27 protein-coding genes, 1 riboswitch and 1 other annotated feature are annotated in these 25,039 nt (G+C 41.9%); of the genes, 5 read left to right on the top strand and 22 right to left on the bottom strand.

What is annotated here, in order from left to right:
• Positions 1–216: 216 nt before the first annotated feature.
• The 3 genes from PCY17_RS08690 to PCY17_RS08680 form a co-directional block, all read right to left on the bottom strand.
• On the bottom strand, positions 217–738 hold the full coding sequence (locus tag PCY17_RS08690; RefSeq protein WP_301393331.1) for a hypothetical protein: 522 nt from the start codon (positions 736–738) through the stop codon (positions 217–219).
• A 67-nt stretch (positions 739–805) separates the two neighbouring features.
• Positions 806–1,333: a hypothetical protein gene (locus tag PCY17_RS08685; protein ID WP_000085628.1), complete on the bottom strand. Its 528-nt coding sequence runs from the start codon at positions 1,331–1,333 to the stop codon at positions 806–808.
• A 102-nt stretch (positions 1,334–1,435) separates the two neighbouring features.
• Positions 1,436–1,891, bottom strand: coding sequence for a GNAT family N-acetyltransferase (locus PCY17_RS08680; RefSeq protein WP_000155443.1), 456 nt, complete (start codon positions 1,889–1,891; stop codon positions 1,436–1,438).
• A gap of 69 nt (positions 1,892–1,960) precedes the next feature.
• Here PCY17_RS08680 and PCY17_RS08675 point away from each other — a divergent pair, with 69 nt between their 5' ends.
• A complete protein-coding gene (locus PCY17_RS08675) occupies positions 1,961–2,620 on the top strand; it encodes an A24 family peptidase (protein WP_042902642.1) in 660 nt (219 codons plus the stop codon).
• On the opposite strand, the gene trpA is transcribed toward PCY17_RS08675, so the two are convergent.
• The 14 genes from trpA to PCY17_RS08605 all read right to left on the bottom strand — a co-directional run bounded on the left by trpA (position 2,592) and on the right by PCY17_RS08605 (position 17,518).
• On the bottom strand, positions 2,592–3,368 hold the full coding sequence (gene trpA, locus PCY17_RS08670; RefSeq protein ID WP_042902641.1) for a tryptophan synthase subunit alpha: 777 nt from the start codon (positions 3,366–3,368) through the stop codon (positions 2,592–2,594). The genes PCY17_RS08675 and trpA overlap by 29 nt on opposite strands.
• On the bottom strand, positions 3,361–4,584 hold the full coding sequence (trpB, locus tag PCY17_RS08665; protein ID WP_301393327.1) for a tryptophan synthase subunit beta: 1,224 nt from the start codon (positions 4,582–4,584) through the stop codon (positions 3,361–3,363). Before trpB (PCY17_RS08665) ends, trpA begins: the two co-directional genes overlap by 8 nt.
• Entirely contained in the window at positions 4,562–5,161 is a 600-nt protein-coding gene (locus PCY17_RS08660) for a phosphoribosylanthranilate isomerase (protein ID WP_042902639.1), read from the bottom strand. Before PCY17_RS08660 ends, trpB (PCY17_RS08665) begins: the two co-directional genes overlap by 23 nt.
• A complete protein-coding gene (gene trpC, locus PCY17_RS08655; RefSeq protein WP_049520406.1) occupies positions 5,148–5,915 on the bottom strand; it encodes an indole-3-glycerol phosphate synthase TrpC in 768 nt (255 codons plus the stop codon). The genes PCY17_RS08660 and trpC overlap by 14 nt, the downstream gene beginning before the upstream one ends.
• The gene (gene trpD / locus PCY17_RS08650) at positions 5,912–6,916 is read right to left on the bottom strand and encodes an anthranilate phosphoribosyltransferase (RefSeq protein WP_000658672.1); all 1,005 of its coding nucleotides are present in this window, start codon (positions 6,914–6,916) and stop codon (positions 5,912–5,914) included. Before trpD ends, trpC begins: the two co-directional genes overlap by 4 nt.
• A 10-nt stretch (positions 6,917–6,926) precedes the next feature.
• Positions 6,927–7,493 carry an aminodeoxychorismate/anthranilate synthase component II gene (locus PCY17_RS08645; RefSeq protein WP_301393323.1) on the bottom strand — a complete coding sequence of 189 codons (567 nt, stop codon included), beginning with the start codon at positions 7,491–7,493 and terminating at the stop codon, positions 6,927–6,929.
• A complete protein-coding gene (gene trpE, locus PCY17_RS08640; protein ID WP_301393322.1) occupies positions 7,490–8,851 on the bottom strand; it encodes an anthranilate synthase component I in 1,362 nt (453 codons plus the stop codon). The genes PCY17_RS08645 and trpE overlap by 4 nt, the downstream gene beginning before the upstream one ends.
• A 71-nt stretch (positions 8,852–8,922) precedes the next feature.
• Positions 8,923–9,148: a binding site (T-box leader), on the bottom strand.
• The gene (trpB, locus tag PCY17_RS08635; protein WP_061427972.1) at positions 9,145–10,323 is read right to left on the bottom strand and encodes a tryptophan synthase subunit beta; all 1,179 of its coding nucleotides are present in this window, start codon (positions 10,321–10,323) and stop codon (positions 9,145–9,147) included. Its footprint overlaps the feature before it by 4 nt.
• 430 nt (positions 10,324–10,753) lie before the next feature.
• Entirely contained in the window at positions 10,754–11,980 is a 1,227-nt protein-coding gene (locus tag PCY17_RS08630; RefSeq protein ID WP_049484648.1) for a DegT/DnrJ/EryC1/StrS aminotransferase family protein, read from the bottom strand.
• Between the two features lie 42 nt (positions 11,981–12,022).
• Positions 12,023–12,715 (bottom strand): sugar transferase, encoded by a 693-nt coding sequence (locus PCY17_RS08625; protein ID WP_049484647.1) that lies wholly within the window; start codon positions 12,713–12,715, stop codon positions 12,023–12,025.
• 183 nt (positions 12,716–12,898) lie between these two features.
• Complete coding sequence (locus PCY17_RS08620; protein WP_049484646.1) at positions 12,899–14,641, bottom strand: ABC transporter ATP-binding protein; 1,743 nt, start codon at positions 14,639–14,641, stop codon at positions 12,899–12,901.
• The gene (locus PCY17_RS08615; RefSeq protein WP_049484645.1) at positions 14,631–16,376 is read right to left on the bottom strand and encodes an ABC transporter ATP-binding protein; all 1,746 of its coding nucleotides are present in this window, start codon (positions 16,374–16,376) and stop codon (positions 14,631–14,633) included. The genes PCY17_RS08620 and PCY17_RS08615 overlap by 11 nt, the downstream gene beginning before the upstream one ends.
• Positions 16,377–16,430: 54 nt before the next feature.
• Positions 16,431–17,066 carry a DUF421 domain-containing protein gene (locus tag PCY17_RS08610; protein ID WP_000174450.1) on the bottom strand — a complete coding sequence of 212 codons (636 nt, stop codon included), beginning with the start codon at positions 17,064–17,066 and terminating at the stop codon, positions 16,431–16,433.
• The gene (locus PCY17_RS08605) at positions 17,063–17,518 is read right to left on the bottom strand and encodes a DUF3290 family protein (RefSeq protein WP_000675331.1); all 456 of its coding nucleotides are present in this window, start codon (positions 17,516–17,518) and stop codon (positions 17,063–17,065) included. The genes PCY17_RS08610 and PCY17_RS08605 overlap by 4 nt, the downstream gene beginning before the upstream one ends.
• Positions 17,519–17,651: 133 nt before the next feature.
• Between PCY17_RS08605 and PCY17_RS08600 the strand changes: the two genes are divergently transcribed.
• The 4 genes from PCY17_RS08600 to PCY17_RS08585 all read left to right on the top strand — a co-directional run bounded on the left by PCY17_RS08600 (position 17,652) and on the right by PCY17_RS08585 (position 21,393).
• Positions 17,652–18,479 (top strand): exodeoxyribonuclease III, encoded by an 828-nt coding sequence (locus PCY17_RS08600; protein ID WP_301393315.1) that lies wholly within the window; start codon positions 17,652–17,654, stop codon positions 18,477–18,479.
• An 11-nt stretch (positions 18,480–18,490) separates the two neighbouring features.
• Positions 18,491–18,877 (top strand): VOC family protein, encoded by a 387-nt coding sequence (locus PCY17_RS08595; RefSeq protein ID WP_042902628.1) that lies wholly within the window; start codon positions 18,491–18,493, stop codon positions 18,875–18,877.
• Between the two features lie 141 nt (positions 18,878–19,018).
• Positions 19,019–19,114: riboswitch (purine riboswitch) on the top strand.
• A 435-nt stretch (positions 19,115–19,549) separates the two neighbouring features.
• Complete coding sequence (locus PCY17_RS08590; RefSeq protein ID WP_042750555.1) at positions 19,550–20,131, top strand: xanthine phosphoribosyltransferase; 582 nt, start codon at positions 19,550–19,552, stop codon at positions 20,129–20,131.
• Complete coding sequence (locus PCY17_RS08585) at positions 20,131–21,393, top strand: nucleobase:cation symporter-2 family protein (protein WP_101785951.1); 1,263 nt, start codon at positions 20,131–20,133, stop codon at positions 21,391–21,393. Before PCY17_RS08590 ends, PCY17_RS08585 begins: the two co-directional genes overlap by 1 nt.
• Positions 21,394–21,438: 45 nt before the next feature.
• Here the strand turns inward: PCY17_RS08585 and PCY17_RS08580 are convergent, their stop codons facing one another.
• From PCY17_RS08580 to PCY17_RS08560, 5 genes are read right to left on the bottom strand one after another with little or no spacing between them, the layout of a single operon-like run.
• Positions 21,439–22,347 (bottom strand): type II restriction endonuclease, encoded by a 909-nt coding sequence (locus tag PCY17_RS08580; protein ID WP_001053218.1) that lies wholly within the window; start codon positions 22,345–22,347, stop codon positions 21,439–21,441.
• Positions 22,347–22,505: a hypothetical protein gene (locus PCY17_RS08575; RefSeq protein WP_185756292.1), complete on the bottom strand. Its 159-nt coding sequence runs from the start codon at positions 22,503–22,505 to the stop codon at positions 22,347–22,349. Before PCY17_RS08575 ends, PCY17_RS08580 begins: the two co-directional genes overlap by 1 nt.
• Before the next feature lie 14 nt (positions 22,506–22,519).
• Positions 22,520–23,323, bottom strand: a complete 804-nt coding sequence (locus PCY17_RS08570; protein WP_000942050.1) for a hypothetical protein — start codon at positions 23,321–23,323, stop codon at positions 22,520–22,522.
• A complete protein-coding gene (locus PCY17_RS08565; RefSeq protein WP_033605408.1) occupies positions 23,307–24,083 on the bottom strand; it encodes a site-specific DNA-methyltransferase in 777 nt (258 codons plus the stop codon). Before PCY17_RS08565 ends, PCY17_RS08570 begins: the two co-directional genes overlap by 17 nt.
• 25 nt (positions 24,084–24,108) lie before the next feature.
• Entirely contained in the window at positions 24,109–24,963 is an 855-nt protein-coding gene (locus PCY17_RS08560) for a DNA adenine methylase (protein ID WP_001019677.1), read from the bottom strand.
• Positions 24,964–25,039: the final 76 nt, after the last annotated feature.

The raw sequence follows: 25,039 nt of genomic DNA, 5'->3' as shown, positions 1-25,039 counted from the left end.
CTAAACATTAATTGACCTTTTTATATATAGTAGTCAAAAAGAGGACCGCAAATGTCCTCTTTTTTTGTAGATCGGATTCTAAACACGTTTCCCAATTTTCGTTAAAAGGAATTGTCAACAGGAAGAGCCTTGGAATCAAGGCTTTTTGCTTGTTTAAAATAATATCTCCCTTTTTAAAGAAAGAAAATTTAAAAGCTTGCACACCACTAGACTGGCTTATTTATCCACCACCTGAGCCTCAAATTGGGCTGGTTGATTGTCTACGTTGGTAATGGTTATCGTGTAGGGCTTGTTATTGGTGGCATCAAACACTTTTTCACCTTGATAACTTACAACAACTCCATCTTTTTCTAAATAAATATCTGGTTGCTTGTTTGGAAGTTTTTCGTCCTCCTCGTCCAAACCATGGCTTTTTATAATTTTTTGTTCCTCTACTTCATAGTAAACATCGCTGTTTCTTTCACTCCAAACACCAGAGCCAGTTAATTTAATTCTGCTTGAATCGTTTTTCTTCAAGATGAAGATTGAATAGTATTCCAAATCTTGTGTTCTGGGATTTACTCTTAAGTTGACGGATTGACCTGGTTGAAGAGTGTATTTGCCATAGCTCAAAACTGAAATGACAAACCAGACTAGTAGCAAACTATACAAGACTCCTATAATCATTCGTGAGCGCCTACTTTTAAACAAACGTAAAAGTAAGACAAAAGAGACAATAAAGAGCAATTCTGTAAACATTTTGTCCCCTTTTTTATCCTCGTTCACATCCCCAACAAAGTCTCGTGTTCATTTCTTACTAGTAAGCTCAACCATACAAAGTCTGATACATCTTATCTAGAAAGGCTTTCAACTCTTTTCGAACAATCTTTAACAGGCGTTCTTCTTCGGCTGGAGAGGTGTTCACACTTTCTTTTATATTGTTTTCATTAACTTGAAAGTAGCTGCTAGAAACTAAATCAAAGTTCTTATCCAATTCATATAGTACACTAGTTATTTTACCATCTATCTCTATTCTAAAATAAGCAGTTACCCCATTCCGTCCCGGATTTGAGATATCCAAATCGATGTCTCCTTTTATCCCTATGGAGTCAATCCCTCCATCCAAGCGGATAGCACCATCGGGAGGAACAACATAGCCAGCTTTTCGCATGTCGGACGCATATTTTCCTGAATCCATTAAATATTGTAAGACTGCTATATTGTCCCTCTCTTCAAAGGAGGTTTTTAATTGCATATGTTCTTGATGGTTTTGATACTGAAAATAAAGATTCAAGCCAGTAGCTAAGGCAATTACAGAAGCGAGCAAGATTCGTATTTTTCTACATCTCGACATGTTTATCTCCTCTATCTAAGAAATCATAGAAATCTTGTTTCCAACTTTGAAAGGTAACTGCCTTATCCTCGGATATCCTTGGGACTCTAACTCAAGTGACTGCTATCTACCCTTTTTCATGATGTATTTTCGTATAGGTGTTTCAACCATTTGAACGATTTCAAATCCTTCTTTTTGGTAAAGATTGTAAGCTGTTTGATTTGCCTCGTAGACATTAAGAGAAATAGTATCTATGTCTTCATTTTCAAATGCCAAACTAACAAATTTCCTTAAAGTCTGGCTACCTAAGCCCTGCCCCTGTTTCTGGGGATTGATAAAAAATCTCCCGATATGAAGATTCCTGTCTTCTAGCCTGATTTTCTGGATAAGCCCCACAAACTCTTGTCCATCAAAGATTGAAAAGATTCCTTCCAAATCTTGCAAGACTTGAATGGTCAAGGGAAAAGGAATCATTGGTCCCATCCATTGTTCTTGAAAGGATTTGCCAAGGGAGTTAGACCATTGGCATACGAGTTGAGCACTTTCTGGGCTCACATTTTCTTCAAAACGAATTGTCATCTTGACCTCACCATCTTATCTATGTTTCTTTATTATACTACTTCTCCTATTTTTTACGAATAGATAAGTATGATTGATCTTTATTTTTTTCTTGTCGGGAGCATTCTCGCTTCTTTCTTGGGTTTGGTCATTGACCGTTTTCCAGAGCAGTCTATTATCTTTCCTTCTAGCCACTGCGATTCCTGTCAAACTCGCTTGCGTCCGCTAGATTTGATTCCTATCCTTTCGCAGGTGGTTAATCGTTTTCGCTGTCGCTACTGCAAGATTCGCTATCCATTCTGGTATGCCCTCTTTGAACTAGGCTTAGGACTCCTCTTTCTAGCTTGGTCTTGGGGGTGGATTTCCTTGGGTCAAGTCATCCTAATCACTGCTGGTTTGACCTTGGGCATCTACGACTTTCGCCATCAGGAATATCCCTTACTAGTCTGGCTGACGTTCCATCTAATCCTCATGGCTTTCTGTGGTTGGAGTCTGATTATGCTCTTCTTCCTTGTTCTAGGAATCATAGCCCATTTTATCGATATTCGCATGGGCGCAGGGGATTTTCTCTTTCTGGCTTCTTGTGCTCTCGTCTTTAGCGCGACCGAATTACTCATCTTGATCCAGTTTGCTTCTGCGGCAGGGATTTTAGCCTTTCTTTCGCAAAAGAAAAAGGAAAGACTTCCTTTTGTGCCTTTCCTCTTACTTGCTACTTGTGTGATTATTTTTGGTAAGCTACTGCTTGTTTGATAAAGTCCTCAATCGGCTCTCCTTGGTGGAGAGCTTTTACAATTTTCGAACCGACGATAACGCCATCTGACACCGCATTGAAGCGTTCCACATCATCCTGACTAGATACGCCAAAACCTGTCAAAACTGGGATATCGGCCACTTGATGCAATTGTGCCAAGTGCTTGTCCAAGTCTGCACGGTAATTGCCTGATTTTCCTGTCACCCCATTGATGGCAACGGCATAGACAAAGCCTTCCGCTCCCTTGATCAACTCTTTCTGACGCTCAATCCCTGTCGTCAAACTAACTAGGGGAATTAAAGCGATATCTGTGTCTGCCAAAAAAGGCTCCACAAAGTTGGCATGTTCATGAGGCAGGTCTGGGATAATCAATCCCTTAACGGCTGTATCTGTCAGATCTTTGACAAATTTCTCCACACCGTACTGAAAGAGGGGGTTAAAGTAGGTCATGATGACAAGTGGCACCTCAGTCTGAATGGTTTTCAAGGTTTCAACCAAAGTCTGGGTAGAAGTCCCGCGAGCTAGACTGCGCAAGCCTGCTTCTTCGATCACAGGTCCATCTGCAACTGGGTCTGAAAAGGGAATGCCCACTTCGATGGCAGAAACACCCAAATCTTCTAAAAAGTGGATTGTTTCTCCTAGACCATCCAAACCTTTCTCGTGGTCTCCAGCCATGATATAGGGAACGAAAATTCCTTTTCCAGCTGCTTTGATAGCATTCAATTTTTCTGTTAGAGTCTTAGGCATGACCTTCTCCCTTCTTTGCTGCATCAGCTTCCAAGCGGTCTTTGACTTGAACTACATCCTTGTCCCCACGACCAGATAGGCAGACAATCATGGACCTGTCTGGTCCGAGTTCTTTGGCCAATTTCACTGCAAAAGCGATAGCATGGCTAGATTCCAAGGCTGGGATAATCCCTTCCACACGAGACAAGAGTTGGAATCCTTCCAAGGCTTCCTCGTCTGTCACAGGGACATAACTGGCACGTTTGATATCGTGATAGTGAGAATGTTCTGGACCGATACCAGGATAGTCCAAACCTGCTGAGATAGAGAAGGCTTCAAGAATTTGACCATGAGCATCTTGGAGAACATCCATGAGGGAACCGTGAAGGACACCTGGACGACCCTTGGTCAAGGTAGCTGCGTGGTACTCTGTGTCCACACCAAGTCCTGCTGCTTCAGCCCCATACATAGCTACTGACTCATCTTCCACAAATGGATGGAAGAGTCCAATAGCATTAGAACCACCACCAACACAGGCTACTAGGGCATCTGGTAGATTTTCACCTGTCAAGTCGCGGTACTGTTGTTTGGCTTCTCGACCAATGACACTTTGGAAGTCACGAACGATTTCTGGGAAAGGATGTGGTCCCAAGGCAGAACCAAGGATATAGTGGGTATCATCGATGTTAGCTACCCATGAACGAAGGGCTGCATTAACTGCATCCTTGAGCACGCGCGAACCATCTGTCACGGCCTCAACCTTAGCTCCCAAAAGCTCCATACGGAAGACATTAAGGGCTTGGCGTTTGACATCTTCCTCACCCATGTAGATGGTACATTCCATGTTGAAGAGGGCTGCAGCTGTTGCAGTTGCCACACCGTGCTGACCAGCACCTGTCTCAGCAATAATTTTCTTTTTACCCATACGTTTAGCCAGAAGAACTTGTCCTAAGGCATTGTTAATCTTGTGGGCACCTGTGTGGTTGAGGTCTTCCCGTTTGAGGTAAATCTTGGCTCCACCGATATGCTGGGTCAGGTTTTTTGCATAGTAAAGAGGCGTTTCACGTCCTACGTACTGGCGCAAAAGTTGGTTCAATTCCTCTTGGAAGCTTGGGTCTGCCTGACTTTCACGATAAGCTTTTTCCAACTCCAAAACTGCTGTCATCAATGTTTCTGGGACGAAACGTCCGCCGAATTTTCCGTAAAATCCATCTTTATTTGGTTCTTGATATGCCATGCTTTACACTCTCTATAAATCTTCTAATCTTTTCATGATCTTTTTGTCCATCTGTCTCCACTCCGCTTGATACATCTACTGCATAGGGAGTAAAGTGTTGAATTGCTTTTACTACATTATCTTCATTAAGCCCACCTGCGATAAAGAAGGGCTGAGCTAGTCCTGTCGTATCCAGTTGGCCCCAGTCAAAGATCTGGCCACTCCCAGCAACAGGGGCATCAAAGAGTAGATAATCTGCCTGAGAATTTGGCACATGACCATTTCTATCCACTTGCACCGCCTGAATGCTGGCACAAGGCAAATCCTCAAACAAATCATCTGCCACCTGACCATGAACTTGAATCAAGTCCAAGCCAACTTTGTCAATCGCTTTTAGCAGTTGAGCTCGACTTGGTGAAACAAATACACCAACCTTTTTAACGTTGACAGGAATGAGCTTTGCCAGCTCAGCAGCCTGTTCCAAGGTCACCTGCCTTTTACTAGGTGCGAAGACAAAACCGATGTAGTCTGCCCCTGCTGACACGGCTGTTTTCACCGCTTCTTTGGTCGATAGCCCACAAATCTTAACCTTTGTCAATCTGTAACTCCTTGATTCTCTGGGCCACATCTTCCGCCTGCATGAGAGCTGTTCCCACCAAAATTCCGTTAAAGTATGGTGCTACTCGTTTTGCATCCTGCCCTGTGAAAATAGCAGATTCAGAAATGTAATAGCGACCTTCCTTAAAGTACTGGGCCAAGTCTACACTGGTCTGCAAGTCGACTTCAAAGGTGGTCAAGTTGCGGTTATTAACCCCAATAATCTCAGCACCCAGTCTGTGGGCTACCTCTAGTTCAGCTAGATTGTGAGTTTCCACCAAGACTTCCAGACCAAGCTCTGTCGCGTAGTCATACAGTTCCTTGAGGCGTTCTTCTGACAAGGCAGCCACGATGAGCAAGATAACTGTCGCGCCGGCATTGCGAGCGCGGATGATTTGTTTTTCATCGATGATAAAGTCCTTGTTGAGCGTCGGAATCTCTACTTGACTGGAAATCTCCCGTAGATAATCCAAATGCCCTTTAAAGAAAATCTCATCTGTCAAAACCGAAATCATCACTGCTCCGTTCGCTTCATAAGTCTGGGCCTGTTGCACAATATCCACATCGAGATTGATATCTCCCAGACTAGGGCTAGCCTTCTTGACTTCAGCGATTACCTGTAAACGATCTTGGTGATTCTTCAAAAATTCAGCTAGGCGATAGGTCTGGCGTAGGGGCTGGACTTCCTCCAGCTCCATCTGCTCGACCTCATGAGCCTTCTGCTCCAAAATTCGTGCTAAAAATTCCTGACTCATTTTTGATACTCCTGTAACAGTCTGAGTTTTTCTAGGGCCTTACCACTAGCAATCACTTGACGGGCCAAGGCAACTCCTTCCTTGATACTAGCTACCTTACCATTGGCATAGAAACCAAGACCAGCATTCAAGACTGTCGTTTCCAAGAATGGACTTGGTTCGTTTTGAAGAACGCTAAGCAAAATCTCTGCATTTTCCTGAGCATTCCCTCCACGGATATCTTCGATAGCGTAGCGTTCCATCCCCAAATCTTCTGGAGTAAAGCTTGACAAGGTGATTTTGCCATTCTCAAGAAGGGCAATGCTGGTAGCTCCATTCAAACCAGCTTCATCCAAGCCTTCTGGTCCAGCAACCACGATGGCACGTTTGCGACCCATATTTTTCAAAACCTGAGCGGTACTTTCTAGCAGTTCTGGACGACTAATACCAAGAAGCTGTGTTTCCAAGGCCATTGGGTGAATCAGTGGACCAGTCAAGTTCATAATCGTTGGAATTCCCAATTCCAAACGAGCTGGCATGATGTATTTCATAGCTGGGTGCATATTTTTAGCAAAGAGAAAGACGATTCCAGTTTTATCAAAGACCTTACCTAGTTCAGCTGGTTTAAGGTCAAGATTGATGCCCAATGCTTGAAGGACGTCTGCAGAACCCGATTTAGAAGAAATCGAACGGTTACCGTGTTTAGCCATATGAATGCCGCCACCAGCCAAGACAAAGGCTGCAGTTGTGGAAATGTTAAAGCTGAAAGACTTGTCACCACCTGTACCACAGTTGTCCATAGCATCATGGATTTCAGTTGGAATGTGTTGGGCATGGCCTCTCATGACTTGTGCAATGGCTGTGCGTTCTTCAGGTGTTTCCCCCTTCATCTTAAGGGCCAAGAGAAGAGAAGCAATCTGCGCTTCGGTTACACGCCCAGTTACGATACGCTCAATGACATCCGTCATTTCCACACCTGATAAATGTTCAAATTTTGCTAGTTTTTCAATAATCTCTTTCATCCTAGTTTCCTCACTTTACAACCTTCTCGATAAAATTCCGAATAGAAGACAAGCCATCTGGCGTTCCGATGCTTTCTGGATGGTACTGGAAGCCATAAATCGGCAGGCTTTTGTGTTGAATTCCCATAATAGCTTGGTCATCAGTCGAACGAGCTGTCACTTCAAAGTCTTCAGGCATTTCTTCAATCAAAATACTGTGATAACGCATGACTGGACGACCATCCTCAATGCCTTGATAGAGAACAGATGGCGCTTCAAAGTTGATATGGCTCTGTTTCCCATGCATGACTTTTGGAGCCAAACCTAGCTTGCCACCAAAGACTTCTGCGATGGCTTGATGACCCAAACAAATCCCTAGAATTGGCTTCTTGCCTGCAAAGTCACGAATCATGTCTTCCATCTTTCCGGCATCAATTGGCCAACCAGGACCCGGAGAAAAGACTAGACCATCTGCTTTTTCAGCTTCTTCATACAGCTTGGGATCATCATTTCTCAAGACCTGCACCTCTGCAAAATTTCCAATGTATTGCGCCAAGTTATAGGTAAAAGAATCATAGTTGTCAATCAATAAAATCATGGTCTTTGTTCTCCAATTCTAGTCATAGATTTAGCCTTGTTAATGGTTTCTTGGTATTCGTTTTGGGCAATAGAGTCATAGACAATCCCTGCCCCAGCCTGAACATAGGCTGTTTGATTTTTGAGAATCATGGTTCGGATGGCGATAGCGAAATCCATATCACCCGTCGCAGATAAGTAGCCGATTGCTCCTGCGTATACGCCTCGTTTTTCCGTCTCCAGTTCATAGATCCGTCTCATGGCCCGAATCTTTGGTGCTCCTGACACTGTTCCAGCTGGAAGTGTAGCTTTCAAGGCATCCATGGCAGTGAGGCCTGGAAGCAAACGTCCCTTGACCACGCTGGTCAAATGCATGACATAGCGGAAGAGCTCCACTTCCATATACTTGGTGACTTGAACACTGGCCGTTTCAGAGATGCGACCAATATCATTGCGTCCCAAATCTACTAACATCCGATGTTCTGCTGTTTCCTTCTCATCAGAAAGCAGGTCTGTCGCCAAGGCCTTATCCTCTTCATCCGTAGCTCCTCTTGGTCGCGTTCCCGCAATCGGATTAGTTGTCACAATGCCATTTTTGACAGAAACCAAACTTTCAGGACTAGCACCGATGATTTGATAATCCCCAAAATCATAGAAATAGAGGTAATTAGATGGATTGGTCACGCGGAGATTTCTGTAGAAGTCAAATGGATTTCCAGTAACTTCTGCTGAGAAACGCTGGCTGAGCACGCATTGGAACATATCACCATTACGAATCAAGTCACGAGAAGTTTCCACCATTTCCTCAAACTTCTGAGGAGCGATATGCGGTTTGAAGTTCAACGGAGATAGATCCAAATCTTCAAATTCATTTGGAGCAGGAATGCGTAATTCCTCAAGCACTTGGTTCAAGGCTTTTTCCAAATCTTCTTGACTGCGATCGCTATAAAGAGCATCCTCTATGACATGAATTTTTTCTTTCTTGTGGTCAAAGACCATATAACTCTCATAGACAAAGAAATGCATGTCTGGCGTTCCAATGGTATCCTCAGGGATTTGGCCAATTTCTTCATAAAGAGAAATCATATCGTAACCGACAAAGCCAATAGCTCCCCCACCAAAAGGGAGATCTGAATGGTGTTGGCTCTTATGAGTCACTTCATAAAGGAAATCCAAAGGATCCCGATCAATCACTTGACCATTTTGATAAAGGACTCCATTTTCAAACTGAATCTCAAAAACAGGATTATAGGCTAGGATAGAAAAACGAGCGGTTTCCTTGTCTCTCGGAATACTCTCTAGGATAACCTTGTGTTGCCCTTTTAAGCGCATATAAGCCAAGATTGGTGATAAGACATCTCCATGAATGATTCGTTCCATTGTAATTTCCCTTTCAGTTCTACTTCTAGTCCGTGGTGATTGTATGAAAAATCCCCACGCAAAATAACTTGCGTGAGGACGAAATTCGCGGTGCCACCTCAATTATAGGATTTCTCCTATCTCTCATTCCTGTCTCAGAAAGCTCCTGTAACAGGCTGTGCGATAAAGGGCACTCCCTTGAGAATTATGTTTTCTTCTCTTGTTTCAGATGGACCCAACCTTACAGCTTTCTCTGCTTGTTTCCAGCAACCACAAGCTCTCTGTGAAAGAAAGGACTGTAATTTTTCCATCTTTTATTTTTTAGCTTCTAGGTAGTCTGCAATGGCAGCTACGTCCTTGTCTCCACGACCAGAGACATTGATGATGATAATGTCATCTTTACTTAGTTTTGGTGCACGTTTGACTGCTTCTGCGATAGCGTGCGAACTTTCAATCGCTGGGATAATCCCTTCTGTCTTACTAAGAAGGAGCAAGGCTTGAACAGCTTCTTCATCTGTCGCTGCTACGTATTCTACGCGGCCAGAATCTTTGAAGTAGGCGTGTTCTGGGCCAACCCCTGGATAGTCCAAACCAGCTGAGATAGAGTAAACTGGCGCCAGCTCTCCGTCTTCCTTAAAGACTGCATAGGTCTTCATACCATCGACAATTCCGACACTACCCTTTGTCATAGTGGCTGCATGCTTGTCTGTGTCAAGTCCGTGACCGGCAGCTTCGACCCCAACCAATTTGACTTCTTCATCAGCCACATACTGCGAAAAAGCACCGATGGCATTCGAACCACCACCTACACAGGCAATGACGTAGTCTGGTAAACGACCTTCTTTTTCTAAGATTTGACGGCGAGATTCTTCACTGATGACCTTTTGGAATTCATGAACAATGGTAGGATAAGGATGAGGTCCTACAGCAGATCCCAAAACGTAGAAGGCTTCAAGGTCATTCATCCATGCTCCAAAGGCTGCATCAACCGCATCCTTAAGAGTTCGTGTCCCCGTTTCAACTGCGTGAACAGTCGCTCCCATCATCTCCATGCGGAAGACATTGAGTCGTTGACGCTCCACATCTTCTGCACCCATGTAGACATCACAAGCCATACCAAACTTGGCTGCAGCAGCTGCTGTCGCAACACCGTGCTGACCAGCTCCTGTTTCTGCGATCACTCGTTTTTTGCCCATACGTTTGGCAAGAAGGATTTGACCTAGAACATTGTTGAGCTTGTGAGAACCAAGGTGGTTAAGATCTTCGCGCTTGAGATAAATCTTAGCTCCACCTAGGTGCTCTGTCAAACTTTCCGCAAAATAAAGCGGTGTTTCGCGACCAGAATAATCCTTCAAGTAATGGCGAAATTCTGCCAAAAACTCTGGATCATCCTTGTACTTGTCAAATGTCACTTCCAACTCATCCAACAAAGCTTGAATCGGCTCCGGTACAAAACTACCACCAAATTGTCCAAAATAACCTTTAGTTGTCATAAAATTTTTCCTCTTTCCATATTAATTCGGCTTTTTGTTTGCTTTTAGTAGTAGGCAAGGAGCTGCAGATAGAACTCAAGTTCATCAAAGCGACTTAACGCCCTAATAAAAGATAAACAAAATGACCGAAAGAAAAAAGCCCACACACAGAATCTACTTCCATGTGAGGGCGTTGGTAACGCGGTGCCACCTCAATTATAAAGGGACTATTCCCCTTTACATCTCTGCCTTGTCTAACAACAAGTTGCACTGTAAGGTGTGCGCACCGAATTTTCATTGTTTCAAATTCATTTTTAAAATCAGCCCACTTTCACTACTTCCAACCACCTGTTCACAATCACCACAGGCTCCCTGAAGATCAAAAATAGTTACTTTTCTGATTTGTTGAGAATATTATATGCTATTGTCCGCTTTTTGTCAAGATTTTTTATTATTTTTTTCCAGAACCGAGGATTTCTTCAGAAATTCTCACCAAAGTCTGAACGATGTAATCAACTTCTTCATCGCTTAATTTTGTATGAAGAGGAAGCGTAATTTCATTTTCAAAGAAGGCATAGGCTCTTGGATAATCTGCCATATCGAAACCAAGATTCTTATAGGCTGTCAGGAGAGGAAGCGGTTTATAGTGTACATTACTTGCAATTCCTGCTTTGGCCAATTCTTGGATGATGTGGTTGCGTTCTTCTAAACTTGCTCCTTCTACATGGGTGATGTAGAGGTGGCGTGAAGATTCGACACTATCAGTCTTGTGTGCCAATGGACGGATGCGAGAACCTGCAAAACCACGATCATAGTGGTCCACGATGTCCTTACGACGTTCTAGCAAAGCTGGGTAACGGTCCAATTGTACCAAACCAATCGAAGCCATGATATCGGTCATATTGCACTTGTAGGCTGGTGTGACGATATCGTACTCCCATGAACCCAATTGCATCTTGGCAAGAGCATCCTTTGTTTGACCGTGAAGGGAAAGGATTTGGAACTCCTTGTACATCTCTTCGTCATCAATCGCTGGATTGGCTTTCCAAGTCGCACTTCCTCCCTCAGCCGTTGTAAAGTTCTTAACGGCGTGGAATGAGAAGGAAGTAAAGTCAGCGATAGATCCAGCTGGTTGTCCTTTATAAGTAGATCCCAAAGCATGGGCACTATCTGAGACAATTACGATACGGTTAAAGGCCTTTTGCCACTTGCTAGCAGCTGTAAAGAGGTCACGTTTCTTCTCCACGACTTGGAACAAACGGTCATAGTCGCAAACAATCCCTGCAAGCTCTACTGGAATAATCACCTTAGTTTTCTCAGTAATAGCTTGCTCAAGCAAGTCATAGTCCATTTCAAAAGTATCTGCTTGAATATCCACCATGACAGGTGTCGCTCCTACGTGTGTGATGACACTACATGAAGCTGTATAGGTCATAGCTGGAACGATGACTTCATCACCTGGTCCCACTTCCAAAACACGTAAAATCAACTCAAGGGCAGCAGTCGCAGAGTTGAGGCAGACAGTCTTAGGTGTCTGTGTGTATTGAGACAAGCGACGCTCCAGTTCTTTTGTCTTCGGACCTGTTGTGATCCAACCAGAACGCAGGGTATCTGCTACTTCAGCAATTTCAGCTTCAGTGATATCGGGCGGTGAAAATGGAATATTGTAATTTGGCATTGATTTGCTCCTTTTATCTGTACTCATTTTCTCATGACTACTTTATTTTAGCACTTCAAACACGGTTTGAAACATGATTTTGATGTCTCCAAGGAAACTAAACTCTCGGAGATAGGCGAGGTTATAGCGCATCTTCTCAGGAAGGACGTGCTCTACATAGGCCTGATCAACCGTTAGGCCTTTCTCCGTCATTTGACTGATGATGGTGTCTTCATCCTTGTAGTTGATGCTGGCTGGAGAGGTGATTCCTGCTGGCAAGAGCAAGGTCGCCATCATTTCAGGGCTATACTGCTCGGTGTAACGTGGTACTTCAGGTCGTGTACCGACAAAGGACATCTCGCCTTTAAGGACATTGACTAGCTGAGGCAGTTCATCCAAGCGCACACGACGAATGAAATTCCCAACCTTGGTAATGCGACTATCGTTAGCAGAAGTCACCAGACTTCCTTTTTTATCCGCATCCGTTACCATAGTACGGAACTTCCAAATCTTGAACGGACGGTTGTACTGGGTCACGCGCTCTTGCTTGTAAATGACTGGTCCCTTGCTATCCAACTTGATCCAAATGCTCAAGATAAGAAAGATGGGAGAAGTCAAAACTAGCAAAAACAGGGCCAGAACCCAATCCAGGAAACGCTTGAAAATCAGCGAACCCTTCCTTTTAGAGACAAGCTGGTAATAAGACTCAACCTCGCTTGATTGCATTTCCACGGGCAAGTCTTCCCATTTCAGCATGCTGTTTCTCCTTTGTTTTTATTATACTATTTGTCAACATTTTTCATTATACCACAAAATGGAAAAGGCGGTGCAAGAAATCTGTAATTTGAAGGATTTCCTTCTGATGTTCAATGAAAATCAAAGTACAGCTTTGAGGTTGCAGATAAAGCTGACATGGTTTGAAGAGATTTCCAAAGAGTATTAGGACATAGCTCCAGCCTGCAAGCTATACATCTTGTGATAGGTTCCTCCCAAGGCCAAGAGTTCCTCATGGGTTCCACTCTCGATGATACGCCCCTTGTCCAAGACGTAGATGCAGTTGGCGTCTTGGATGGTCGAAAGGCGATGAGCAATAGCAATGGTCGTCCGACCCTGTCTCATCTTAGCTAGGGAATCTTGAACCAAACTCTCTGTTTCAGAGTCAATATTGGCTGTCGCTTCATCCAAAATCAGGATTTTAGGCTGACTGGCGACTGTTCTAGCAAAGGCAAGAAGCTGGCGCTGGCCAGTAGAAAAGCTCGAACCACGCTCGGAAACGGGGGTATCATAACCCTGCGGAAGGTCCTGAATAAAGGAATCTGCATCCACAAAGGCAGCCGCAGCCTGGACCTCTTCATCACTAATGTCTTGGTACATGGCGATATTGGACTTGATAGTCCCGTGATAGAGGAAGGGATCCTGTAAGACCAAACCGATATTCTTTCTCAACTCTTCCTGACTGTAGTTCCTGATATCCACACCATCCAAGAGAACGCGGCCTGACTGAAATTCATAAAAGCGCATGAGGACATTGATAATGGAAGATTTCCCCGAACCTGTATGCCCTACAAAGGCAATGGTTTCACCCTTCTTAACTGAAAAGGAAATATCATCTAGAATCTGGTGTTTTCCATCATATGAGAAACACACGTGCTCAAACCGAATATTACCTTCTGTAATCTTTGCTTGGCTATCCTTTTGAAGGGGTTCATAGGTCCTCTCGTCAATCAAGGCAAAGACACGTCCAGCTGAGACCATAGAAGTTTGAAGGGTTGAAAAGTTTTGCGTCACCTCAATCAAGGGGTCAAAGAGCCGATTGATGTACTGGATAAAAGCATACATGGTTCCTGCTGTTATTCCCAGATAAAGCCCGCGGTAACCAAAGTAGGCCATCAAGACTGCATATCCTAGGAGTTTCAGCAAACTCATGGCAGGTCTCAAAAAGAGGGCATCCAAGGCCACAGAACGGTTGGCATAGACCAAGTGTTCTTGGTTGATTTCATCAAATTCTGCTTGCAGGCGATTCTCTTGGTTGAAGGCCTGGATAATCCTGATTCCCTCGATATTCTCTGCCAGCTTACTATTGATATCTGACAAGAGACTTCTGGTTTTTTCGATGATTTTCACTGACTTTTTCCGATAGAGATTGACTAAAAGGAAAATCAAGGGTAGAAAGAGCAAAACTAAAGCTGTCAAACGAAAATCCAGCACCAACATGGTATACAGAGTTGTCAGAAAGATGAAAACTGCTGAAATAAAGCTGGATAAAATTCCCGAAAACATATCACTGATGGTCTCAGTATCATTGGTCAAACGAGAGACGATGGAACCTGCTGGCGTCTTGTCAAAATAAGACATGCCCAGTTTCTCCATATTGGCAAAGGCATCGTGACGAATATCTCTGACAATACTGTAGGACACCCGCGCAAAGAGAAGATTGCCGACATACTGGACCAGAGTTTGCAGGATATAGAGGCCATAGTAGGCCAATAAAACTGTAATAGCAAGATGGTTTAGGTTGCTGAGGTACTGGTCGATAAAGTGGGAAGCCACAAGGGGAATGACACTTTTAATGATTGTAGTCACGAGGAGAAAACTGAGTGCCAAAAAGGTCAGGAGGCCATAGGGCTTGAGATAAGACATCAAGCGCTTCAATACAGCCAATTGTTCTTGCTTATTCTGCATCTTCTTCTCCTTTCATTTCCAACTGCTGAGACTGGTAGGTTTGGGCATACCAGCCATCCAAAGCTAGCAAGTCTTCGTGCCTGCCTCGTTCGATAATTTGACCATTTTGCAGGACTAAAATCAAATCTGCATGGACAACTGCACTGAGGCGATGAGCCGTAATAATGGTTGTTTTGTCCTTTCGCGTCTCCTTGAGTTTGTCGATAATCGCATACTCCGTCTTGGCATCCACGGCCGACAAAGAATCATCTAAAATCAAGATATCAGGGTCTAAAATCATCGCCCGACTCATGGCCAGACGCTGCTTTTGACCACCAGAAAGACTGACTCCCTTTTCACCGATAATGGTCTCAAATCCCTGGGGCATGGCTACAATGTCTTGATAAACTTGAGCTAGCTTAGTCGCTTCCTCAACCGCTGAAAGGGGCAAGTTAGGATTGCCAAAGCGGATATTATCTAAAATCGAAGTCGCAAAGAGAAACTGATCTTGAGGGACATAGCCCATGAGACCACGAAGGTCTGTCAGACGATAATCACGAATATCGTGATCGTTTAGATAAATAGCTCCCTTATCCACATCGTATTCACGCAAGAGGAGCTTAATCAAGGACGTTTTCCCAGAGCCTGTCTGTCCGACCAAGCCTAGGGTTTGTCCTTTTTCTAAACTAAAGTGAATATCCGTCAGTGTCTCCTCATTTTCAAAGGCAAAGCTGTCAATAGCGTACTCCAAACGTCCATTTTCAATACCGTCCAGAGGAAACTCAGGGTCTTTTACAGGTGATTCCTGAGATAAAAGTTCCTCAATCCGTTGGTAAGAAACCTTGCCTCGCTGAGTGATATTAAAGAGGAAACCAATGGCCATAAGAGGCCAGACCAGCATATCCAAGTAGCTGATAAAGGTGACCAGATTCCCAACCGTAATCTGTCCCTCCTGAACCATCAAGGAACCGACCAAAAGGGTTAAAACATAGGATGAACCAACAAACAAGAGAACCATAGGGTCAAAGAGACTATCGTATTTCATGGTTTGGAGGTTCTTTTGGAAGGTCAATTCATTTACTGCCTGAAAGGACTTCAACTCGTCCGCCTGATAACCGAAAGATTTGGTCACTTTGATACCCGATACAGACTCCTGCACCTTGTTATTGAGTTCGGAAAATGCCGCCTGTGACTCGCCAAAGGCCTTGTGGGTCTTTCTCCCTAGACGACTGGTCGCATAGGCCATGAAAGGCAAGGGAAGAATGGCAACCAGAGTCATCTGCCAAGAAATGCTAAAAAGCATGGTCAGCAAAGTCACCAGCGCCGTGATGGAAGCATCCACTGCTGACATGACTCCTCCACCTGCGAGACGAGTTAGGGCATTGATATCATTGGTGGCGTGTGCCATCAGGTCTCCCGTTCGATAGGTCTGATAAAAGGCTGGCGACATTTTTGTGAAATGCTCAAACAATCGAGAGCGCATAATCTGCCCCAGACGGTAGGAAGTTCCAAGGATATACATGCGCCAAACATATCGCAGATAGTACATCCCAAAGGCTGCCAGCAGCAGATAAAATAGATTAAGAAGGAGGTCCTGATGGGTTAATTGCCCCGATGTAATGGCATCAATCACCCGCCCCATAACCATGGGAGGAATGAGATTGAGGACGGAAACCAAGACCAAGGCCATAATCCCGACTAGATAACGGCGTTTTTCTAACCTGAAAAACCACCAAAGTTTTTGAATAATGGACATAACATCCCTTTCTGATTGCAAATAGAAACCTGAGGCCAAGACCCCAGGTTTTTCTTATTCATAGGTTACGACTGTGACCGCACCCTTGTCATACTCAGCGATAAAGATATTGGCTACATTGTCATGCCCTTGCTTGCTGAGGTTATCAAGCAACCACTCTTCGTTACGACCAATCGACTCCAAAACATCGACTTGTATCACACCGTCAGTCACAACTGGATACTTAGGATTTTCATCCCCCATTTGGACCACGATGAGTTGGCCATTTTGCTCCTGCACAGCGCATTTGACCTGTTTCATCTGGAAAATCCCTTGGCTACGAAGTTTGAGAGCAACTTCTGCTGCAGACAAACCAACTGAACGACAGGCTTCTGGGTCAATCTGCCCATTTTTGATAAGGAGAGTTGGTTTTCCATCAATCAAGCGTTTGACAAAACGAACATTGTTATTGAGCCACTTGAGGGTCAAGACCAAAATCGTCCACATCATCAAAATCACTGCGTACTGCAGAATGCTAATAGAACTATTGTAAATCACCCCACCGATAATACCACCGAGAACATAGTTCTGAATTTGGTCTGTCGCAGAGTTAGGCGCCAGATTTCCCTTTCCTGTCACATTGATAACAAAAACAAGCGAGAAAAGACCCAAGGCCAGTTTGATTAAAATTTCCATATAATTGAGTGTCATTTATTTACCTCCACCAATTCAATAGCGTCTGTTTGATGCAATTCTAATTTCTCTAAAAGATACTTGTCTGGTTGGCTCCCGTTCATGGCGCGGTAGAAATTTGGACCTACCTTGACAAGCGCTCCATCAGTGGCTGCAGAAGTATTGACATAAACTTCTGATTTATCCACTCCCAAGTCTTTGGAAACAACCTCTATGAAATGAAGTGAAGTTTGAAATTGGTTGTTAGAGGCTTGATTGGTCTGGTATTTTGAGATTGTCACCAAAAGCATGGCCACCAAGGTCAAGGCCAAAATCATGACCAATTCCCGAAACTTAGTCCCCTTTTTATCTCGATAGGCTTTAAAAGCAAAAAATCCTGTGATAGCTAGGAGCACAATCCCAAAGCCAATCATGATGCCATTTTGCTGACTGATTTGGCTAAGTACATAGTCATATGAGTAAAATTTCATTTATTTTCACTCCCTTTCATAAAATCATTCTTAATTATAAACGAAAGAGAGTGATTTTTCAAGCCATACGTTGGGGAAATGGACCTTTTTTTGGTATAATAAAATCTATAATCTGAATGAAAAAGGTAACTTTATGAAACTCATCTCATGGAATATTGATTCCCTCAATGCTGCCCTAACTAGTGACTCAACTCGTGCCAAATTGTCCCAAGAAGTACTACAAACCTTGGTCGCTGAAAATGCTGATATCATCGCTATCCAGGAAACCAAGCTTTCTGCAAAAGGGCCTACAAAGAAACACTTGGAAATTTTAGAAGAACTCTTCCCAGGTTATGAAAACGCTTGGCGTTCCTCTCAAGAACCTGCTCGCAAAGGCTACGCTGGAACCATGTTCCTCTATAAGAAAGAACTCACACCAACGATTAGCTTCCCAGAAATCGGTGCTCCTTCTACCATGGACTTGGAAGGCCGCATCATCACCTTGGAATTTGATACATTTTTCGTAACCCAAGTATACACACCAAACGCTGGTGATGGGCTCAAACGCTTGGAAGAACGCCAAGTCTGGGATGTTAAATACGCTGAGTATTTGGCGCAACTAGACAAAGAAAAACCAGTACTTGCGACCGGAGACTACAACGTAGCCCACAAGGAAATCGACCTTGCAAATCCTGCCAGCAACCGCCGTTCACCTGGATTTACAGACGAGGAACGTGCTGGGTTTACCAACCTCTTAGCAACTGGATTTACCGATACCTTCCGCCACATTCACGGTGATGTCCCAGAGCGCTATACTTGGTGGGCACAACGCAGCAAGACTTCTAAAATCAACAATACAGGATGGAGAATAGACTACTGGCTTACCAGCAATCGCGTGGCTGACAAGGTGACTAAGTCTGACATGATTGACTCAGGTGCGCGTCAAGACCATACGCCGATTGTATTAGAAATTGAACTCTAAGGAGAAAGCTAATGGACTATCAAGCTGTCATTCCTGAATTTGTAGTATCTGACCTCGAAAAGTCACGCCACTTCTACTGCGACTTGCTGGGATTTTCTGTCGAATACGAGCGTCCAGAGGAGAAATTTCTCTTCCTCTCGCTTGAAGACTGCCAACTTATGCTAGAAGAAGGCAGCACAGAAGAATTAGCCCAACTAACCTATCCTTTCGGGCGCGGTGTCAATATTTCCTTTGGCATTGAAGATGTCCCTCAGCTCCACCAAAAACTGCTGGAAGCTGACTATCCTATTTATCGTCCTTTGACTAAGAGAACATTTCGTGTTGGGGATCACTACATCTATCCTCACGAATTTGCAGTCTTGGATCCTGATGGTTATTTTTTAAGATTTAGCGAATAGAAGAATAGAAGAATAAAAGGCTACAATACTTTCTAGTGTTGCAGCCTTTTATTCGTTCGCTTTTATGATCTATTTGCTAACAAAATATTTGATTTATAAAGCTAATTGGTGTAAAATAAAAACATTGGCAGTAGCCTGTTTAAAATTGAATATCATTTTACTTGTTTATGTCGTGAATTGGCACGACGTTTCTACAAGGTGCCGGAACACCTAACAATGAGTATGTCAGCTGAAGGTATGGTTTTGGCCATACCTATTTTGGGGACTTACTTAGGGGGGATTAAGTAGGTCCTTTTTGAATATTTTTGTTAAAGCACGCCTTTAAGTGTAAACTAAATATTTTTAATATTTCCCTTAATTAGTGCGGACGGGAGGTGAAATTACCCTGTGGATAATTTCAGGAATCCAGGGAATTTCATCCCTAATTTTTGACCCCCTAGCTCTTTCATTTCTAGGCTTAGGCTAAAATAGTTCCCCGAACTATTTTACTCTCAAAAATCCCGTCATAGACAATAACAAGATTATTGTCTATGATACCACTACGGCAGGAAATATTTGATAAAACTCGCTTCGCTCGTACTAGTTTTATCAAATACATAGTACTAGCAAACTGGTTCACTATAGAAACATTTAACCAACAAGTAAACTGGCTTTTAGACTTTAGGAGGTCTTATGAAATTATTAGAAGAGCGCATCCTCAAGGATGGGCATATCTTGGGTGATAACATCCTCAAGGTGGATTCCTTTTTAACCCACCAAGTTGACTTTAGCTTGATGCGAGAGATTGGTAAGGTTTTTGCGGAAAAATTTGCTTCTGCTGGTATTACCAAAGTCGTGACCATTGAAGCGTCAGGTATTGCCCCAGCCATTTTTACAGCTGAAGTCTTAAACGTTCCCATGATTTTTGCTAAAAAAGCTAAAAACATCACTATGAACGAAGGAATCTTAACTGCAGAAGTTTACTCCTTTACCAAGCAAGTGACCAGCACCGTTTCTATCGCTGGGAAATTCCTCTCACCAGAAGACAAGGTCTTGATTATCGACGATTTCCTTGCTAATGGCCAAGCTGCCAAAGGCTTGATTCAAATCATCGAACAAGCTGGTGCCACAGTCGAAGCTATCGGTATTGTGATTGAAAAATCCTTCCAAGATGGCCGTGATTTGCTTGAAAAAGCAGGCTACCCTGTTCTATCACTCGCTCGTTTGGATCGTTTTGAAAATGGTCAAGTCGTATTTAAGGAGGCAGATCTCTAATGCAAACTCAAGAAAAACATTCGCAAGCAGCCGTTCTTGGCTTGCAACACTTACTAGCTATGTACTCAGGATCCATCCTGGTTCCCATCATGATTGCAACAGCCCTTGGCTATTCAGCTGAGCAGTTGACTTACCTGATTTCCACAGATATCTTCATGTGTGGGGTGGCAACCTTCCTTCAACTCCAACTCAACAAATACTTTGGAATTGGACTCCCAGTCGTTCTCGGAGTTGCCTTTCAGTCGGTCGCTCCCTTGATTATGATTGGACAAAGCCATGGTAGTGGCGCTATGTTTGGTGCCCTTATCGCATCAGGGATTTACGTGGTTCTTGTTTCAGGCATCTTCTCAAAAGTTGCCAATCTCTTCCCATCTATCGTAACAGGATCTGTTATTACTACGATTGGTTTAACCTTGATCCCTGTCGCTATTGGAAATATGGGAAATAACGTTCCAGAGCCAACTGGTCAAAGTCTCTTGCTTGCAGCTATCACTGTTCTGATTATCCTCTTGATCAACATCTTTACCAAAGGATTTATCAAGTCTATCTCTATTTTGATTGGTCTGGTTGTTGGAACTGCCATTGCTGCTAGCATGGGCTTGGTTGATTTCTCTCCTGTTGCGGCAGCACCGCTTGTCCATGTCCCAACTCCTCTCTACTTTGGGATGCCAACCTTTGAAATCTCATCTATTGTCATGATGTGTATCATCGCAACGGTGTCTATGGTTGAGTCGACTGGTGTTTACCTGGCCTTGTCTGATATCACGAAAGATCCAATCGACAGCACGCGCCTGCGCAACGGTTATCGTGCAGAAGGTTTAGCTGTCCTTCTCGGAGGAATCTTTAACACCTTCCCTTACACAGGATTTTCACAAAACGTTGGGTTGGTTAAATTGTCAGGTATCAAGACCCGCCTGCCAATCTACTACGCAGCTGGTTTCCTAGTCCTCCTTGGACTCCTTCCTAAGTTTGGTGCCCTCGCCCAAATCATTCCAAGCCCTGTCCTTGGAGGGGCCATGCTGGTGATGTTTGGCTTTGTTTCCCTTCAAGGGATGCAAATCCTCGCCCGCGTTGACTTTGCTAACAATGAACACAACTTCCTTATCGCAGCGGTATCCATCGCTGCAGGTGTCGGACTCAACAATAGTAATCTCTTTGTCAGCATGCCGACAGCCTTCCAAATGTTCTTCTCAAATGGAATAGTCGTAGCCAGCCTACTGGCCATTGTACTCAATGCAGTATTAAACAGGAAGAAGAAATAAGAAAAAGAGGTGTGAGCCTCTTTTTTGTATATAGCTAATGAACAATCATTGTAAAAATAAATCAGCTAAAAATCCTTCTCTTAACATTTCTAAATTAAATACATTCGTAATATGGCTAAATGCTTCTGCTAGTGGTAAGTGGGCTGTTTTCCATCCTTGACCATCAGTAACCCAAACAAATTCAACATCGTCATCTGAGGTAATAACAAATTGACTTAATTCAGTAAATTCTCCAGCAACCGCTTTTAATTTACTTCCTCCTCCGCCATAGTAATTCGTTTCAATCAGCCAAACCTTATGTTTTTCTCGGGAATAAACTGCAACATCAAATCTTCTCTCAGACTTATCAACAGGTACTTTAATCCCCCACTTATCCTTAATAAATTGGGCTGTAGCTTGAGATTTCCATTCCAGTTTTTGTTCCTGAGAAATTTTTGCTACATGTCTCTCTAAAATCCCCTCCATGGTTGTTCCACTTCGGTTTTTTCGTGCATTGCTATCTAATCCAGTCTCTACTCCATAAACATAATCAACTAATGAACGATTAGCATGTTGTTGTAAAAAATTTAATAAACCAGATTGCTCAATAAATTTCATGTAATCATCTATTCTACTAGTGTCTATCGTTTTGAAATCCAATTGCTCAAAAGACATATTATCGTTTTCATCTATTGTTAAAACATCCAAAACTTTATCTCGACTTGCAATCAGACTAGGAATTGCTTTTAACAAATTGGGTTGTTTAGTGAATAAGTGTAATGCTTCTGAATAGATATCGTCTTTACCAATTAAGTAGTTTAATGTATTCAACTCTAGTTCATACTTCTTGGTCTCACGATTAACTTTCTCCCAGTTTACATAATACTCGGGAGTACGATTGGTTACTGAAAGAGTATTTAAAAATTGTTTTAATCGGTCTTCATATGAAGAAGAAATATATTTTTGTAAGTTCATTACCGACACTCCTTACACCAAGATTGATTTCTAATATTATCATTCCCCATGTTACGGTATCCAAAATCATCAATCGACTTTTCTTCACCACAATGAGGACATTTTCTCGTCACCATACCATTGTTATAGCCATCTGCATTAATTGTAACCTTTACCATTAATATATTCTCCTTTAACAATAATTTTTGTTATTATCTAATTCAATTCGGTCTTTCTCAATTTCATTTGTAAAGTACCATTCCTCTAATTCCTTCTTGTGAATAAATAGAGCCCCATTATTAAATGCATTTGATTTGACCAACCTTTTTAATTCTTTTTCGTTACCAAATAAAACTTCTACATACCTCCCAAAGCAATGCACACGTCCTTTATAATTCTTAGAACCAATAATTTTAGGGTAGTTCAATTCTTCAATAACAGCAATATAGCTAATTATATTAATTAATTCCTGAAAATTATACTTTCCTATACTATCTAATTCAAGCAATACTACTTTTAGGGAGTTGACTCCTCTCTCTATAACTTCATAATTAAAGTTATTCATTTTTGCTTCTGATATTTTACTCAATTTTCCATCATATATAAAATAATCTTTTAAAATAATATTAATACTAGTTAAAGGATGTTTTGCTATAGTTTTCAAAAATATATAAATAACGTTCTTTACTAAACTGACTTCATTTTTTGTTTCTAGGCATTTTCTTATGATTTCTTGACAAATTGTTTCAAATTTTACATCTTCATCCCGATACTGAATTAAACAGTCATATGAAGTTCTCTTCAAACGACTTTTTGTACTAGATGCTGTGGCTTTAAATCCATAATATTTTAAGATAATACCTTGCGGAGTCTCTAAAAATTTTGATTTTGGTAGTTCCTTATTTTGAATAGCTTTTGTGAAGCCCTCTTCATCTAGCTTTTGAATTAAATCAATTCCAAATTCCTTGTATGTAGCATATTCACCTGTTTGAAGCATAAGATTCTCTTTCAATTCTTTGTTTTGCAATTTTTAAATATTCTTTTTCAGCATCAATGCCTATAAATCTTCTACCTAAGCGTTTAGCAACCACTCCTGTTGTACCACTTCCCACAAACGGGTCTAAAATATAGTCTCCTTCTTTAGTAGAAGCCAAAATTATACGTTCCAATAAATATTCTGGTTTTTGTGTTGGATGCTTGCCAGCCCATTTCTCAGCTTTTTTCGTCAAGGCTCCTGTCCAAACATCTTTCATTTGCTTACCATCATTTAGCTCTTTCATCAAATCGTAATTGTAATAATGACGAGCTTTTTTATCGTTTTTTCTTGCCCATAAAATAGTTTCAGTAGAATGAGTAAAATAACGACAAGATAAGTTGGGGGCAGGGTTTGTTTTCTGCCAAGTAATATTATTTAGAATTTTAAAACCTTCTTGCTCTAATGCCATTCCAACTGAGTAAATATTATGCAGACTCCCTGAAATCCATATAGTCCCATTAGGTTTCAAAACTTCTTTTGCTAAACGTATCCATTTACGATTGAATTCGTGCTTTTCCTCAAAGGAAGAAATCTTATCCCAATCTCCTTTATCAACAGAAACAACTTGTCCCCCTGAATTAGATATTCCACCATTACTTAAAAAATATGGTGGGTCAGCAAAGATCATATCCATACTCTCTGGTTTCATTTTTGATAATAATTTAAACGTATCTGCATGAACAAGAATCATTTTGTCTTTATTATAGTATGGTTTTGTCATTAAAACACCCCCATACTTATATTCGTTAATTTTCATAATTTGTAACTATAATTTCAGAAATTTTTCCTCGACTTGAAGACTTAGCTCCATTTGTTCGTATAGCCTCTACATAATGGATATTAAAATCTCGATATAATTCCTCTACTAAATGACTCGATGAATTTGACAACATAACATAAGCACCTGCATCACTTAGTCTCCTAAATGTATCTCTTAATCTAACTTGATCATCATAAGAAAAACCTTCATGAGTGTACGATGTAAAAGCACTTGTATCAGATAATGGAATATACGGAGGATCGAAATAAATAAAATCTCCTTTTTGAACATTTAAGAGTGCATCCTCAAAATCGCCCGTTCTAATTTCTATTAGATTGTTATTTAGATAATCTGAAATAGCAAATATTAGCTCTTCATCAACAATTTTAGGATTCTTATAGCTACCGTATGGTACATTGAATTGATTTTTAGAATTCACTCGATATAAGCCATTAAAATCGACTCTTAGCATATATAGAATTCGAGCAGCTCTTTGGACATCGGACATATTGTTTATTCTATCATCACGATCAGCTGATCGTAATTGTAAGTAATAATCTTTTGAATTATTTTCCTGATGATACTTCAATAAGTCAATTAACTCCTGAGGATTATCCTTGATTTGTTGATAACAGTTGGTTAACTCAGAATTATAATCATTAATAACAGCCCTTTCAGGAGCTATATCAAAAAATAATGCCCCCCCTCCGATAAAAGGTTCATAATAATCATTATACGTTTCAGGCATAAGTTCTTTTATGATAGGTAATAATTGTCGTTTACCGCCTGTCCATTTAGTGAATGGTTGTAGAATAATTTTTTTCGTTTGTTCAATATTCATACTTAGTATTATACCACAGAAACATAACCATTAGCTTGGTATTTTACTACTCTTATAAATTTAAAATGAGTAGAAT

The organism is Streptococcus sp. SO2 (assembly GCF_030440025.1).
This window is presented reverse-complemented; position numbering and strand designations above follow the sequence as displayed.

Bases quoted from the DNA above. Each gene is read 5' to 3' on its own strand.
- PCY17_RS08690 (WP_301393331.1), bottom strand. From the start codon at position 738: ATGTTTACAGAATTGCTCTTTATTGTCTCTTTTGTCTTACTTTTACGT.
- PCY17_RS08685 (WP_000085628.1), bottom strand. From the start codon at position 1,333: ATGTCGAGATGTAGAAAAATACGAATCTTGCTCGCTTCTGTAATTGCC.
- PCY17_RS08680 (WP_000155443.1), bottom strand. From the start codon at position 1,891: ATGACAATTCGTTTTGAAGAAAATGTGAGCCCAGAAAGTGCTCAACTC.
- PCY17_RS08675 (WP_042902642.1), top strand. From the start codon at position 1,961: ATGATTGATCTTTATTTTTTTCTTGTCGGGAGCATTCTCGCTTCTTTC.
- trpA (WP_042902641.1), bottom strand. From the start codon at position 3,368: ATGCCTAAGACTCTAACAGAAAAATTGAATGCTATCAAAGCAGCTGGA.
- trpB (WP_301393327.1), bottom strand. From the start codon at position 4,584: ATGGCATATCAAGAACCAAATAAAGATGGATTTTACGGAAAATTCGGC.
- trpC (WP_049520406.1), bottom strand. From the start codon at position 5,915: ATGAGTCAGGAATTTTTAGCACGAATTTTGGAGCAGAAGGCTCATGAG.
- trpD (WP_000658672.1), bottom strand. From the start codon at position 6,916: ATGAAAGAGATTATTGAAAAACTAGCAAAATTTGAACATTTATCAGGT.
- PCY17_RS08645 (WP_301393323.1), bottom strand. From the start codon at position 7,493: ATGATTTTATTGATTGACAACTATGATTCTTTTACCTATAACTTGGCG.
- trpE (WP_301393322.1), bottom strand. From the start codon at position 8,851: ATGGAACGAATCATTCATGGAGATGTCTTATCACCAATCTTGGCTTAT.
- trpB (WP_061427972.1), bottom strand. From the start codon at position 10,323: ATGACAACTAAAGGTTATTTTGGACAATTTGGTGGTAGTTTTGTACCG.
- PCY17_RS08630 (WP_049484648.1), bottom strand. From the start codon at position 11,980: ATGCCAAATTACAATATTCCATTTTCACCGCCCGATATCACTGAAGCT.
- PCY17_RS08625 (WP_049484647.1), bottom strand. From the start codon at position 12,715: ATGCTGAAATGGGAAGACTTGCCCGTGGAAATGCAATCAAGCGAGGTT.
- PCY17_RS08620 (WP_049484646.1), bottom strand. From the start codon at position 14,641: ATGCAGAATAAGCAAGAACAATTGGCTGTATTGAAGCGCTTGATGTCT.
- PCY17_RS08615 (WP_049484645.1), bottom strand. From the start codon at position 16,376: ATGTCCATTATTCAAAAACTTTGGTGGTTTTTCAGGTTAGAAAAACGC.
- PCY17_RS08610 (WP_000174450.1), bottom strand. From the start codon at position 17,066: ATGACACTCAATTATATGGAAATTTTAATCAAACTGGCCTTGGGTCTT.
- PCY17_RS08605 (WP_000675331.1), bottom strand. From the start codon at position 17,518: ATGAAATTTTACTCATATGACTATGTACTTAGCCAAATCAGTCAGCAA.
- PCY17_RS08600 (WP_301393315.1), top strand. From the start codon at position 17,652: ATGAAACTCATCTCATGGAATATTGATTCCCTCAATGCTGCCCTAACT.
- PCY17_RS08595 (WP_042902628.1), top strand. From the start codon at position 18,491: ATGGACTATCAAGCTGTCATTCCTGAATTTGTAGTATCTGACCTCGAA.
- PCY17_RS08590 (WP_042750555.1), top strand. From the start codon at position 19,550: ATGAAATTATTAGAAGAGCGCATCCTCAAGGATGGGCATATCTTGGGT.
- PCY17_RS08585 (WP_101785951.1), top strand. From the start codon at position 20,131: ATGCAAACTCAAGAAAAACATTCGCAAGCAGCCGTTCTTGGCTTGCAA.
- PCY17_RS08580 (WP_001053218.1), bottom strand. From the start codon at position 22,347: ATGAACTTACAAAAATATATTTCTTCTTCATATGAAGACCGATTAAAA.
- PCY17_RS08575 (WP_185756292.1), bottom strand. From the start codon at position 22,505: ATGGTAAAGGTTACAATTAATGCAGATGGCTATAACAATGGTATGGTG.
- PCY17_RS08570 (WP_000942050.1), bottom strand. From the start codon at position 23,323: ATGCTTCAAACAGGTGAATATGCTACATACAAGGAATTTGGAATTGAT.
- PCY17_RS08565 (WP_033605408.1), bottom strand. From the start codon at position 24,083: ATGACAAAACCATACTATAATAAAGACAAAATGATTCTTGTTCATGCA.
- PCY17_RS08560 (WP_001019677.1), bottom strand. From the start codon at position 24,963: ATGAATATTGAACAAACGAAAAAAATTATTCTACAACCATTCACTAAA.